General features: G+C 70.3%; 11 protein-coding genes. 4 read left to right on the forward strand and 7 right to left on the reverse strand.

Annotated elements, in window-relative coordinates; translation table 11 throughout:
• Positions 1 to 222: 222 nt before the first annotated feature.
• Positions 223 to 3,810, reverse strand: coding sequence for a transcription-repair coupling factor (gene mfd / locus ASE56_RS09900; protein ID WP_056228575.1), 3,588 nt, complete (start codon positions 3,808 to 3,810; stop codon positions 223 to 225).
• Positions 3,811 to 3,891: 81 nt separating this feature from the next.
• Between mfd and ASE56_RS09905 the strand changes: the two genes are divergently transcribed.
• Both ASE56_RS09905 and ASE56_RS16935 read left to right on the forward strand, forming a co-directional pair.
• Positions 3,892 to 4,377: a hypothetical protein gene (locus ASE56_RS09905; protein ID WP_056228578.1), complete on the forward strand. Its 486-nt coding sequence runs from the start codon at positions 3,892 to 3,894 to the stop codon at positions 4,375 to 4,377.
• 128 nt (positions 4,378 to 4,505) lie between these two features.
• Positions 4,506 to 5,012 (forward strand): hypothetical protein, encoded by a 507-nt coding sequence (locus ASE56_RS16935; protein WP_056228581.1) that lies wholly within the window; start codon positions 4,506 to 4,508, stop codon positions 5,010 to 5,012.
• Positions 5,013 to 5,206: 194 nt separating this feature from the next.
• On the opposite strand, the gene pth is transcribed toward ASE56_RS16935, so the two are convergent.
• Positions 5,207 to 5,791 carry an aminoacyl-tRNA hydrolase gene (gene pth, locus ASE56_RS09915; protein ID WP_056228585.1) on the reverse strand — a complete coding sequence of 195 codons (585 nt, stop codon included), beginning with the start codon at positions 5,789 to 5,791 and terminating at the stop codon, positions 5,207 to 5,209.
• Positions 5,792 to 5,942: 151 nt separating this feature from the next.
• A complete protein-coding gene (locus tag ASE56_RS09920; RefSeq protein ID WP_056228590.1) occupies positions 5,943 to 6,581 on the reverse strand; it encodes a 50S ribosomal protein L25/general stress protein Ctc in 639 nt (212 codons plus the stop codon).
• Positions 6,582 to 6,874: 293 nt separating this feature from the next.
• On the opposite strand from ASE56_RS09920, the gene ASE56_RS17830 reads away from it, so the two are divergent.
• Positions 6,875 to 7,000, forward strand: coding sequence for a hypothetical protein (locus tag ASE56_RS17830; RefSeq protein WP_256335604.1), 126 nt, complete (start codon positions 6,875 to 6,877; stop codon positions 6,998 to 7,000).
• Positions 7,001 to 7,012: 12 nt separating this feature from the next.
• On the opposite strand, the gene ASE56_RS09925 is transcribed toward ASE56_RS17830, so the two are convergent.
• The 4 genes from ASE56_RS09925 to ASE56_RS09940 form a co-directional block, all read right to left on the reverse strand.
• Positions 7,013 to 7,729: a fumarylacetoacetate hydrolase family protein gene (locus ASE56_RS09925; protein WP_235556975.1), complete on the reverse strand. Its 717-nt coding sequence runs from the start codon at positions 7,727 to 7,729 to the stop codon at positions 7,013 to 7,015.
• Between the two features lie 121 nt (positions 7,730 to 7,850).
• Positions 7,851 to 9,260, reverse strand: a complete 1,410-nt coding sequence (locus tag ASE56_RS09930) for an MFS transporter (RefSeq protein WP_235556976.1) — start codon at positions 9,258 to 9,260, stop codon at positions 7,851 to 7,853.
• Positions 9,261 to 9,623: 363 nt separating this feature from the next.
• Positions 9,624 to 10,418, reverse strand: coding sequence for an IclR family transcriptional regulator (locus ASE56_RS09935; RefSeq protein ID WP_056228602.1), 795 nt, complete (start codon positions 10,416 to 10,418; stop codon positions 9,624 to 9,626).
• 41 nt (positions 10,419 to 10,459) lie between these two features.
• Positions 10,460 to 11,524 (reverse strand): D-2-hydroxyacid dehydrogenase, encoded by a 1,065-nt coding sequence (locus ASE56_RS09940; RefSeq protein ID WP_056228607.1) that lies wholly within the window; start codon positions 11,522 to 11,524, stop codon positions 10,460 to 10,462.
• A 101-nt stretch (positions 11,525 to 11,625) separates the two neighbouring features.
• Here ASE56_RS09940 and ASE56_RS09945 point away from each other — a divergent pair, with 101 nt between their 5' ends.
• Positions 11,626 to 12,504 (forward strand): NAD(P)-dependent oxidoreductase, encoded by an 879-nt coding sequence (locus tag ASE56_RS09945; protein ID WP_056228610.1) that lies wholly within the window; start codon positions 11,626 to 11,628, stop codon positions 12,502 to 12,504.
• The last annotated feature ends 60 nt before the right edge of the window (positions 12,505 to 12,564 follow it).

Consider the following 12,564-nt stretch of genomic DNA (forward strand, 5'->3'; position numbering starts at 1 on the left):
GGTCCGCCACTTGAGACGATGCGGGGCCTCTCGGCCTCTCCGCTCTCCCCTGTGGGGCGAACAGGTAAAACATTACGTCGGGACCCCGCGTCGGTCGAATCGTCCCTTCACCCCGGGCGTGTCGTCGACTCTGAAGCCCGGAATCACGCGGATCTACGACGAAGGCCCGACCGACGGGTATCGGTCGGGCCTGATCGTCTGCGCTCCGGGAGGGAGCCGTCATCACGCGTTCGCGGTCTCGGCGTTCTCTGAGACGGGCAACGGCCACAGCGCGTCGAGGAGCTGGCGCACCCACGCGATGAGGTTCGCATCGTCCGCATCCTGAGGGAGCGGGACCACCATGGCGTCCCCGCCGGCGACGAGCTTCGCCTTCGGGTACAGCCGCTGCAGACGCACCCGCATCGAGTCCGGAAGGTTCGCGGGGGCGATGCGCAGGTTGGAACCCATCGCGACCACATCGGCCAGACCGGCCTGAGCGGCCCGGCGGCGCAGGCGCGCCACGGCGATGAGTCCCTCGACTTCGGCCGGCGGCTCTCCGTATCGATCCCGAAGCTCCTCGACCACGAGGTCGATCGCATCGCTCTTCGCCGTCGCGGAAGCCGCGGCCGACAGCTTCTGGTACGCCTCGAGACGCAGACGCTCGCTGTCGATGTAGAACTCCGGCAATCGAGCATCGACGGGGAGCTCGAGGCGGAGTTCGGTGGGACCGTCGACGTCTTCGCCACGGAACGTGGAAACGGCTTCGCCGATCATGCGCAGGTACAGGTCGAAACCGACACCCGCGATGTGTCCGGCCTGCTCGGCACCGAGGAGGTTTCCGGCGCCACGCAGTTCGAGGTCTTTCAGCGCCACCTGCATGCCCGAGCCGAGGTCGTTGTTCACGGCGATCGTCTCGAGCCGGTCGGCCGCGGTCTCGGACAACGGCTTCATCTCGTCGTAGAGGAAATACGCGTACGCACGGTCGCGCCCACGCCCCACGCGTCCGCGGAGCTGGTGCAGCTGCGACAGCCCGTACTTATCGGCGCGGTCGATGATGATCGTGTTGGCGTTCGAGATGTCGAGCCCGGTCTCGATGATCGTGGTCGAGACCAGCACATCGGCACGACGCTCCCAGAAGTCATCGACGACCTGCTCGAGGGCGTGCTCCCCCATCTGCCCGTGGGCCACGACGATCCGGGCCTCGGGCACCAGTTCAGCGAGGTGCGCGGCGACGCGCTGGATCGACGAGACCCTGTTGTGCACGTAGAAGATCTGGCCCTCGCGCAGCAACTCCCGGCGGATCGCGGCGGCGATCTGCTTGTCGTTGCGGGGGCCCACGTACGACAGGATCGGATGCCGATCCTCCGGCGGGGTCGCGAGGGTCGACATCTCGCGGATCCCCGTGACCGCCATCTCGAGGGTGCGCGGGATCGGGGTGGCGCTCATCGCCAGGATGTCGACGTTGGTCTTGAGCTTTTTCAGCTGGTCTTTGTGCTCGACGCCGAACCGCTGCTCCTCGTCGATGATCATCAGCCCGAGGTCTTTGAAAATGACCTTCTCGGTCAGTATGCGATGGGTTCCGATGACCATGTCGACCGTGCCGTCGGTGAGGCCGGCCAGGGTGGCCTTCACCTCTTTGTCGGTCTGGAAGCGCGACAGCGGCCGGACCGTGACGGGAAAGCCCGCGAAACGCTCGGCGAAGGTCTCGAGGTGCTGCTTGACCAGCAGCGTGGTGGGAACCAGCATCGCGACCTGCTTGCCGTCCTGGATGGCCTTGAACGCCGCCCGCACCGCGACCTCGGTCTTGCCGAATCCGACGTCGCCCGAAAGCAGTCGATCCATCGGGATCGGCTTCTCCATGTCGGCTTTGATCTCGTCGATCGTCTGCAGCTGATCGAGGGTCTCGGCGAAGGGAAAGGCCTCTTCGAGCTCGCGCTGCCACGGGGTGTCGGGACCGAACGCGTACCCCTTCGACGCCATGCGTGCCGAGTACAGCTTCACCAACTCGACCGCGATGTCGCGGACGGCCTTGCGGGCTCGCCCCTTCGCCGCCGCCCAGTCGCTTCCGCCCATCTTCGACAGGGTCGGCGCTTCGCCGCCCACGTACTTCGACAGCAGGTCGAGCTGATCCGTGGGGACGAACAGCTTGTCGCCCGGGTAACCGCGCTTGGCCGGCGCGTACTCGAGGACGAGGTACTCCTTCGTGGTCTTCACCGCGTTGCGACCGCCGCTGGACACCTCGCGCTGCGTGAGCTCGAGGAACTTACCGATGCCGTGGGTCGCATGCACGACGACGTCGCCGGGCTTGAGCTGCAGCGGGTCGACCACGTTGCGTCGACGCGAGGCGAGCTTCTTGACGCCGCGGTTGTCGCCACTGACCGAGCGCCCGTAGAACTCCGTCTCGGTGATGACGGCGAACTTCGCCTCGGTCAGCTGGAAGCCCCGCTCGAGAGGAGCGCAGACGACATGGGCGACTCCGGCCTCGGGGGCCGACTTCACATCGTCGACGCGGCGGGCGGCGATCCCGCGCTCGGAGAGGACGTCTCGGGCACGATCCACCATTCCGGGACCGGATGCTGTGACGACGACCGACCACCCGTCGCGCAGAAGCTCGCCGACGTGAGCAGTCGCACCCTCGACGTTCCCCTGGAACGACGGCACCGGATCGGCCTTGATGCGATGAGCGGAGTCATCGCCGACGACGAGCCCCTCGTCTTCGGCATCCGCCGCTCCCGAGTCGAAAGCGCTCAACTGCCACCAGACGCCGCCTCGACCGCTGGCTCTCTCGTGCAGGTCGTCGAGGGTGACGAAGTCACCGGACCCGAGATCGACCGGAGTGTCCGCCCCCGCCGTCGCCGCCGACCACGCCGCCTCGAGGAACTCGCGGTTGGTGTCGCCGAGCGTGGTGGCACGAGCGAGCGAACGCTCCGGATCGACGAGCGCCACCGCGCTCGCGCCGGGGAGATAGTCGACCAGGGTGATGAGGTCGTCCACCAGCACGGGGATCAACGACTCCATGCCCTCGGCGGGAATCCCCTCGGCCATCTTCTCGAGCAACTGACGCAGCCCGGGATAGCCGTCGCGGAGTTCGGCGGCGCGCGCGCGCACCTCCGCCGTGAGCAGAAGCTCTCGGCTGGGCACGAGCGTCACCGCGGGCACCTCCCCGGGTAGCGAGCGCTGGTCGGCGACGGAGAAGGCGCGGATCTGGTCGACCTCGTCGCCGAAGAACTCGACGCGGTAGGGGTGATCCGCCACCGGGGGGAAGACGTCGAGGATGCCGCCGCGCACCGCGAACTCTCCGCGGCGCGAGACCATGTCGACGCGGTGGTACGCGAGCTCGACGAGGCGCGTCGTGACGACCTCGAGCTCACGCCCGCGCCCCCCGACCGAGAGTTCGACCGGTTCGACGTCACCCAGACCGGGGGCCAGCGGCTGGAGGGCGCTGCGCACCGACGCGGTAACCACGAGCGGCGCGGTGCGGTCCCACGCGGCGATCCGGCGCAGGACGTCGAGACGGCGACCGACCGTCTCGGGACTGGGGCTGAGCCGCTCGTGGGGCAGCGTCTCCCAGGCCGGGAAGTGGAGGACCTGCGCGCCGGGCAGAACGGCCTCGAGAGCCGGGCCGAGGGACTCGGCACGTCGACCGGTGGGCGCGATCACCAGCACGGCGCCGGGATCACCCGCGGCACGGCGACGCTCGACGAGGCCCGCGACGACGGGGGCGTCGAGGCCGTCGACGAGAGAGAGCGACAGGTCGGAGGAGGCCGCCGAAGCGGCTTCACGGTACGACTCAGCCTGCTCGAGGGCGCGAACGATCCCGGGAACTGTCACTCGAAAGAGTCTACGCGGGGGCTCCGACATCGGGCCGGGGTGGACAACGCGCCCGGGTGCCACCTCTCGTAGGCTTGCCGCATGACGACGCCGAGCGCCCCGAACGGTCCGGTCTTCGCCGCCCCTCATGCGGCACCGCCCGTCGGGACGCTCCTCACTCCCCCGCCGCCCTCCCGCCGAGGTCGCCCCCTGGGCACCTGGGCGCTCGCGCTCTCCGTGGTCGCGGCCGTCCTGGCCCCGGCCGTCGGCGGCTTCGCGGCGTTCCGCTCGGCGCGCGGCGCGGCCCCCGGGCTGACCACGATGTCGTCGAACGGCTTCGACTGGCGCGTGCTCTCCCCCGTGCGCGAGCTGGTGCTGCTGGGGGAGGTCGCGTTCTGGACGGGGACGGCGATCGGCATCACGGCCCTCGTGCTGGGAATCGTCGCCATCGTCCGGCGGTCGGGGCGCGGTGCCGGGATCGCGGGACTCGTCCTCTCGGTGCTGGGCCCGATCTTCTTCGGTGTGCTGACCGCCATCGCGATCGTCGCGGGGCTGGCCACCGTGCCCGCAGGCGGTGCGCCCGTCTGACCCCGCCCCGGGCCGGCGCCGATACCGCGCCGCGCGGACGGGCGTCCAGCCCCACGCCCCGGCGCGGGACGCTTCTCAGACTCCGGGAACGGGCGGTCCACGCCCACCGACGACCAGAGGAGCATCTCGTGAGCACGACACCCCCGCCCCCCGAGCCGTACCAACAGCCCGTCACGCGTGGCGACTCCTCCGGCACCACCCCGTCGGCACAGGGCGCTCCCGCCGCACCCGCCTACGTCCCGCCCACCACCAGCAAGCCGAAGGGCCCGAAGAAGCTCGGACTTGTCGCCTTCGTCGTCTCGCTCATCGCGGTCGTCGGCGGCTCGATCATCGCCTTCATCGCCGGGATGCAGAGCGCGAGCCTCGCCCCGTATGCCGACGGCGGCCAGCAGATGGAACCGAACACGCTTCCCCCGGAAGTCCAGCAGGCGGCCATCGTCTTCGGCATCCTGACCGTCGTCGCCTTCGTCGTGTACGCGGTCTTCGGACTCTGGGGGTTCATCCAGGGAATCGTGGCCGCGGTGAAGAACCGCGGTCGCGGATGGGCGATCGGCGCGATCGCCCTGTCGCTTCTCGGCGGCATCGTGGTCGGCAGCGCGCTGGCCGCGGGCGCCGCGATCGGCGTCTCCGCGTGACGTGACGTTCGGCACGACCATCGGCCCCGGTTCCTCGTGACCGGGGCCGATCGTCGTTTCCGGCGCTCTCATCCCCGGACGGCGCGGGAGCGCGCGGGACTGCGCCCGGGGACGCGACGGGTGAACCGTTCACCGGCTGGACGGACGGCGGGGGTCACGGCACGCCGGCGCTCGGCCAGCTGCCGTGCCGCGCGTCAGGCGCGCGGGGCGTGGAAGCGCTGCTGGGCGGCGACCAATCCCTCGTCGACCAGGAGTTCCACGGCATCCGCGGCATCCGAGACGAGGATCGGGAGCGTCTGACGCTCGGTCGAGCTGAACGGATCGAGCACCCAGTCGGCGGGATCCTGGCGCCCGACCGGACGCCCGATGCCCACGCGGACGCGGGGGAACTCCGGCGTACCGAGGGCCTTCGCGATGTCGCGCACCCCGTTGTGCCCGCCGTGACCGCCCCCGGTCTTGAGCTTGATGGTGTCGTAGGGGATGTCGAGCTCGTCGTGGACGACGACGATGCGCTCGGGCGCGGTGCCGTAGAAACGCGCGAGCCCGGCCGCCGGGCCCCCGGACACGTTCATGAAGCTGTTCGGCTTCGCCAGGACGAGCTTGTCCGCTCCCGGGCGCAGCCACGTCTCGACCACCCGCGCGTTGGCCTTGTGGGCGCGGAAGGCCTCGCGGCGGCGGGCGGCGAGCTCGTCGACGACCATCTGACCGATGTTGTGTCGAGTCGCCTCGTAACGGGGGCCCGGGTTGCCGAGACCCACGATGAGCCAGGTGTCTGCCATGGCATCCATCCTTCCGGGTCCGCGTGCGGACCGTGCGCGACGACGCGGTCGTCAGGTGACGGGACCCCGCGCGCCACCCGCGCGGAGAAACGAACGAGGGGACGCGAAATCGCGCCCCCTCGTCGTCGGGCCGTGGAACGGCCCTCGGGAATTACTTGTCGTCGCCCTCTTCGGCCGACTCGGCCTCTTCGGACTGCTCCTCGGCGACCTCGGCATCGGCCTCGGCGATCTCTTCGTCGGCAGCGAGGGTGTCGAGCGGCACCGAGACACCCACCACGAGCGTCTCGGGCTCGGTGACGAGGGTGGCGCCCTTGGGCAGGGTCAGGTCGGCAGCGGTGATCTGCGTGCCGTCCTCGGCGCCCTCGACCGAGACCTCGATGTTCTGGGGGATGTGGGTGGCCTCGACCTCGAGCGACACGGAGGTCGCGTCGAGCATGGCGACGGTGCCCGAGAAGGGCTCACCGGTGATGACGACGGGAACGTCGACCTGAACCTTCTCGCCCTTCTTCACGACGATGAGGTCGATGTGCTCGATGATCTGACGCACGGGGTCCTTCTGCACGTCCTTGACGAGGACGAGCTGGTCCTTGCCAGCGATGTCGAGGTCGAGCAGCGCGTTGGCGCGACGGATGAGCAGGGCGACCTGGTGGCCGGGGAGCGCCACGTGCTGGGGCTCGGTGCCGTGACCGTAGATGACGGCCGGGATCTTGCCCGCGGCGCGGAGGCGACGGGCGAAGCCCTTGCCGAAGTTCTCGCGGAGTTCCGCGACGACCTTGTTGTCTTCCGACATGATGTTCTCCTCGCGGGCTCGTGTCCCGCAGCTTGTGAGCGGACATGGTCCGCACCTGTGTGGTCTGGATTCGACTCGAACGCGAGCGCGTGAGGAAAGCCGGGAGCCTGCATCACTGCGTCGATCACGGACGCCTGCGCACCGTGCGGCACGCGAAGCGGCATCCCTCGCCGAAGTTCCCCGGAAGTCTACCAGCGCAAGAGGGAGAACCACGACCCGACCTCGGACGGCGACGGGAGCGCGCGCCGAGCGACGGTAGGATCGAACGGCCACAACCCACCCGGAGGATCATCATGGACAGCGGCTTCTTCTCTCACGTCGTGCTCTGGGTCATCGGCGGCATCGCCGCGTTCGGCCTGATCGGCACCGTCGGCGCGCTCTTCACCATGGGCCGCAACGCGAACTACAAGAAGCACTGACGCACCGTCGCTCTACGACGTCGGCGTCGTGAGCCGCATGCCCGCGATGACGACCTCGACCGTCTCCCCTGGACGAACCGGCGCCTGCGAGAACGGCGCGCCCATCATGACGACGTCGCCCGGCCCCAGCGTGGTCCAGCCCGCGACGTAGGCGAGGCACTCGCGCAGCGTCATCGGCAGGCGGTGCGACGACGTCTCGGCGCGCACCTCGCCGTCGGCTGACAGTCGCATCGGCAGATCGCCGTCGATCGAGAGGGCGGTGTCGACCCAGGGTCCGAGCGGGGTGTAGCCCTCTCCGGACTTCGACTCGAAGTTGCGGGGATCGAAGGCCGCGCGGTCGGGGCTCGAGAGGTCGTTCACCGCAGTGATGCCACACACGAACTCGTGCGCCGTTTCGATCGTCAGTCCGGTCGTGTCGCGGCCGATCACCACGGCGATCTCGGCCTCGGCCACGGTCGCACCGGCGTCGCGGCGCAGGCGGACCGGGACTCCGGATGCCGTGACCGTGCGCGGGCTCTTCAGCCACGCCTGCACGGGAGAGGCGTGGCCCGGGCCGTTCTGCGCGATGCCGACCACGACGGTCGGCTGGCACGGGGCCAGCAAGACCCCCGTGATCGCGGCGCCCTCGTCGGCGGGGTCGACACCCGCGGCGAACGCGGCGTAGGGGTCGCCGATCGGGACGAAGCCCGCCCCCTCGACGCGGACGGTGCGCGGGCCCTCGGCCGTCATCAATCGAGCGATCCGCATCAGCGCACCGCCCCGCGTACCTCGAGGCGGAACCCCTCCGCGGTGTCCGCGAGGAGCGCCGGAGCCCCCACCAGGCTGCCGGCACTCCCCCGCCTGTCGTGCGTCACCGGATCGTCCGGACGGTCACGGTCGTGGCATCCACGCCCTCGCCCGCTTCTTCGCGCGACACCTTGATCGCGTCGTCGATGCGGGTGAGGTCGCGACGAAGCGTCTCGGGGACGAGGAAGGTCGACGCGGTGGTGACGAGGGCGAGCGTGCCCATGTAGATCGCCAGCAGCAGCCAGTTCGCCCCGCTGACGGCGATGATGTAGGCGCCCAGGACTCCGGCGAGACCACCCGCGAGCACGGCGGAGAGCTCGCGGGCCATCGCGACGCCGAGGTAGCGGTGACGGTTGCCGAACAGCTCGGGGAGCATCGCGCACTGGGGTCCGAGCATCGAGTTGACGGCCACACCGATGCCGATCGCGATGACCGCGATAGTGATCGGGTAGCTGCCGAGCGACATCAGCCACCAGGCCGGGAAGGTGAAGACCAGCATGAACACCGCGCCCATGCGATAGACGGTGCGACGACCCATGCGGTCGGACAGGGCGCCCGTCAGCGGCACCGAGAAGATGCCGATGAGCGAGCCGAGCGTGACACCCCACGTCAGCAGGCTGCGGTCGGCCTGGCCGCCGACCGTCGCGACGAAGAACGTCAGCGCCAGGGTGTTGAACATGTAGGAGCCGCCGTTCTCGGCCATGCGCAGGCCGATGCCGACGATGACTCCCGGAAGACCGCGCGTGAAGATGTCGCGGATGGGTCGCTCGGCGATCTGCTCGTGCTTCTCGAGCTCGATGAAGGTCGGCGTCTCGCGCAGGCGCATGCGGATGAACAGCGCGAGCAGGATGAGCGCGAACGACGCCAGGAACGGCACGCGCCAGCCCCAGCTGAGCAGCTGGTCTTCGGGCAGCAGCGAGATGAGGCTGAACACGACGGCCGCCAGGAGGGTACCCGCCTGGATGCCGATGAAGGGCAGCGCCGAGAAGAAGCCACGGCGCTTCACCGGGGCGTACTCGGCCATCAGGACCGTGGCCCCCGCCTGCTCGGCGCCGGCGCCGAAGCCCTGCAGCAGGCGCATGATCACGAGCAGGATGGGCGCGAGAACGCCCACCGCCTCGTACGTCGGCAGGAGTCCGATGGCCGTGGAGGCGCCGCCCATCAGCAGGATCGTGATGACCAGCACCCACTTGCGTCCGAGCTTGTCGCCGAGGACGCCGAAGAACAGTCCGCCGAACGGGCGCGCGAGGAAGCCCACGCCGTAGGTGGCGAAGGCTGCGACCGTGGCGAGGGCGGGATTGTCCTGCGAGAAGAACAGGACGTTGAAGATCAACGCCGTCGAGAGGCCGTAGAGCGCGAAGTCGAAGTACTCGAGCGCGCTGCCGATGCTCGAGGCGAGCGTTGCGCGGCGGAGATTCGCTGCGTATTCGGGGTCATCCGTTGGCTGCGTCGTCGTGGTGGATGAAGTGGTCACGGCCATCTCCTTCGATCGGCTGGGGTCTTGCGACTCGGCCGACTGTACCAACGGAGTGGACAGAGTTCAACATGTTGAACAGAATTCGAGGGGCGAGGTGTGGGCAGCGCGGGTTCGGGCGTCATTCGTCGATGGGAACGGGACATTTCCGCCAGGAACGACGGGATCCGCCCCGAACGGCGCGCGGGGCGCGGCGAGCGCGACGCGCACGCTCATCGGTCGCGATGAGGCGTTGGGGACGCGCGGCGTGCCCGGCAGGCGCGCGGCGTGCCCGGCAGGGCACCGGCGGGGCGCGACGCGCGTGGCGCGGCGACGAGGGCGCGCACGGCGTGCGCGCGTCGAGTGGGGCGGCGCTGTCGCGGGTCAGCCTGCGCGGGACGCGCTGAATGGGTTGGTCAGCGCCGCGGCGGCCTCGCGCAGTGCCGCGCCGACGCGCGCGATGCGTTCGGGCGTGGCATCCGCCGCCGGAAGACCGACCCCCAGCGCCAGCTGCGGGTCGCCGGGCGCCCACCCCTCGAGGGGCACCGCGACACCGACGATGCCGCGGAACGACTCCTCTTCGTCGACCGACCACCCGCGTTCGCGCGAGGCGGCGATCTTGGCGATCACGGCGTCGACGTCGAGGGTGCTGTGGTCGGTGAGCTTGGGCAGCGGGCGTCCGTGCGTGAGAAGAGCCCGCACGTCGTCATCGGTGCGGGTCATGAGCAGTGCGCGGCCCGTGGCCGACAGCGCCGCGGGGAGGCGCGAGCCGAGGGGCGTGCCCATGCGGATCGAGCGCGAGCCCTCATAGCGGGCGAGGTACAGCGCGTCGGCATCGTCGAGCACGGCGACCTGCACGAGCTCGCTCGCGAGCACCGGCGACGTCTCGCACACGGCGTAGAACTCGCGCACCTGATTGAACTGCGCGGCGAAGGCACCGCCCAGCTCGGCGGTGCGGATGCCGAGACGGTAGCCGAGGGGGACGCGCTCGATCATGCGCCCCGCCTCGAGCGAGAGGCAGAGGTTCGCCGTCGACGACTTCGCCAGACCGAGACCCGCGGCGAGCTCGGTGAGGGTCAGGGTGCGCCCCGCCTCGGCCAGCAGGCCCAGGAGCCGGATGCTGCGCCCCACAGCCGGCGCCGGATCGCGCGCGATCTCACTCACGTCGTCGTCGCTCACCGCGGCCCCCTCGTCTCGCCGGCATCGCGGATCGCGACACCTCAGTAGAACTCGACCGTATCGACAACGGCCTGCATCGGCTCGCCGTCGATGAGGCGCGTGGCGTTCTCGGCGAAGCGGCGGGCGATGCGCTCCTCCTCTTTACTGCTGAGCGCGGCGGTATGCGGACTCACCAGGACCGACGGATGCCGCCAGAGCGGCGAGTCCCAAGGAAGGGGCTCCACCTCGAACACGTCAAGAGCGGCGAACGACACCCGGCCGTCCTCGAGGGCCGCGAGCAGGGCGTCCTCGTCGATCACCGTGCCGCGCCCCACGCTGGCGATGATCGCGCCGGGCTTCACCGCGGCGAGCACGTCGGCGCCGATCAGGTGATGCGTCTGGTCGGTGCCGGGGAGAGTGACGACGATGGCATCCACCTCGGCGACGGCCGACACCAGCTCGTCGAGCGGCACGAGGCGATCGACCCCCTCGACGGGGGCGCCGCTGCGCGTGGTCCCCCACACCTCCGCGCCGAGCGCATGGAAGCGCCGCGCGCACTCGGCACCGATGCCGCCGAGACCGACCACGAGCACCGTCATCTCGTCGACCTGGCGCATCTCCCAGCGCTCGCTCCAGTGCTTCTCGGCCTGGTCGCGCGCGAGGCGAGGCAGCCCTTTGGCCCCGGCCATCACGCCGAAGACCGCGAACTCGGCAAGGGGTCCGCCGTGCACGCCGGCACTGGTGGTGAAGGTGACACGGTCGAGGGCCTCACGGTCGAGGCCGGCGGCCTTGACCTGTCCCCCGCCTCCGGCCGCGGTGGTCATGACCCAGCGCAGGCGCGGGTTGGCCGCGACCGTCCGGGCGAGAGCCGCGGGATCGACGTCGGGGATGCCGAAGAGCGCCTCGGCGGAGTCGACCATCTCGTCGAAGGCCCGCTGCTGTTCGGCAGTACGCTCGTGGTCCGGGTCGCCCGACCAGTCGGCCGGTCCGCGCATCGGGTGCGTGAGCGAGGGATCGCGCACGAGCTCGAGGCGCGGCTCGAGACGTTCGATGAGCCGGCAGTGCTCCTCTTTCAGGGGTACCGCGACTACTGCGCGAAGACTGGACCGTGTCGACATCGTCGTCATTCCCTCCGCCGCCGCGGGTGCGCCCCGCAGCGGTCTCTCTCGAACTCTGTTCACCATATTGAACCCTGTTCAACCTGTTGTCCAGCCGATAGGATGGACTCATGACGACGCTCGATGACGTGCGACTCGGCGTGTGGGGCCTCGGCGCCATGGGCGAGCCGATGGCCCACCACCTGCTCTCCGTCCGCGGATCCCTCACGGTTCACGCGCGGCGAGAAAGACCCGGACTCACCGACTCCGGAGCCCACTGGACGGCCACCGCCCGCGAGCTCGCAGAGGCGACGGATGCCGTGCTGGTGATGCTCCCCGACCTCCCGCAGCTCGAAGAGCACCTCGACGGCCCTGACGGACTGCTCGCCGGCGTCGGCGAACGGGACTTCCTGCTCATGATCGGCTCGACATCGTCACCCGTCGGCGTGCGGGAGCTCGCCGACCGCCTGCCCGGCGGCATCCGGATCGTGGACTGCCCCGTCTCGGGCGGCGAAGACGGCGCGAAGGCCGGGACGCTGTCGATCATGCTCGGCGGCGACGAGGCCGACACCGACCGGGCGGCCGCCTTGCTCGCTCCGTGCGGCACCCCCGTGCGGCTCGGCCCTCTGGGCGCGGGAGAGGTCGCGAAGGCCTGCAACCAGATGGTGGTGGCGGCGACGATCCTCGCCCTCGGCGAGGCGACCGAACTGGCCGCGCGATCCGACGTCGATCCCGCCGCCCTGTGGGACCTGCTCGGCGGCGGCTACGCCGGGTCGAACCTGCTGCAGAGCCGGCGCGAGAAGCTCGTCAGCGGCGACGACTCCCCCAGCGGCGTCGCCTCGTACATGGTGAAAGACCTGCGCTTCGCCGCCGACATCGCCGAGGCGACGTCGACCCGGCCCGCCCTGCTGCCCGCGCTGCGCGCCGCGTTCGACGAGATCGTCGAGCGCGACCTAGGCGACCGCGACATCGCGGTGACGCGCCGGTTCACCGCCGAGCGCAGCCGCTGACGCCGGAACCACTCCGAGAACGACGAAGCGGAGCGGCCCGAGGGTCGCTCCGCTTCGTCG

The organism is Microbacterium sp. Leaf203, assembly GCF_001421275.1.
Lineage (GTDB): Bacteria > Actinomycetota > Actinomycetes > Actinomycetales > Microbacteriaceae > Microbacterium > Microbacterium testaceum_A.

Excerpts from the sequence above, each read along its gene's own strand:
- pth (WP_056228585.1), bottom strand. The coding sequence starts at position 5,791 with ATGGCAGACACCTGGCTCATCGTGGGTCTCGGCAACCCGGGCCCCCGT.
- ASE56_RS17830 (WP_256335604.1), top strand. The coding sequence starts at position 6,875 with ATGGACAGCGGCTTCTTCTCTCACGTCGTGCTCTGGGTCATCGGCGGC.
- ASE56_RS09905 (WP_056228578.1), top strand. The coding sequence starts at position 3,892 with ATGACGACGCCGAGCGCCCCGAACGGTCCGGTCTTCGCCGCCCCTCAT.
- ASE56_RS09945 (WP_056228610.1), top strand. The coding sequence starts at position 11,626 with ATGACGACGCTCGATGACGTGCGACTCGGCGTGTGGGGCCTCGGCGCC.
- ASE56_RS09940 (WP_056228607.1), bottom strand. The coding sequence starts at position 11,524 with ATGACGACGATGTCGACACGGTCCAGTCTTCGCGCAGTAGTCGCGGTA.
- ASE56_RS09920 (WP_056228590.1), bottom strand. The coding sequence starts at position 6,581 with ATGTCGGAAGACAACAAGGTCGTCGCGGAACTCCGCGAGAACTTCGGC.
- ASE56_RS09925 (WP_235556975.1), bottom strand. The coding sequence starts at position 7,729 with ATGACGGCCGAGGGCCCGCGCACCGTCCGCGTCGAGGGGGCGGGCTTC.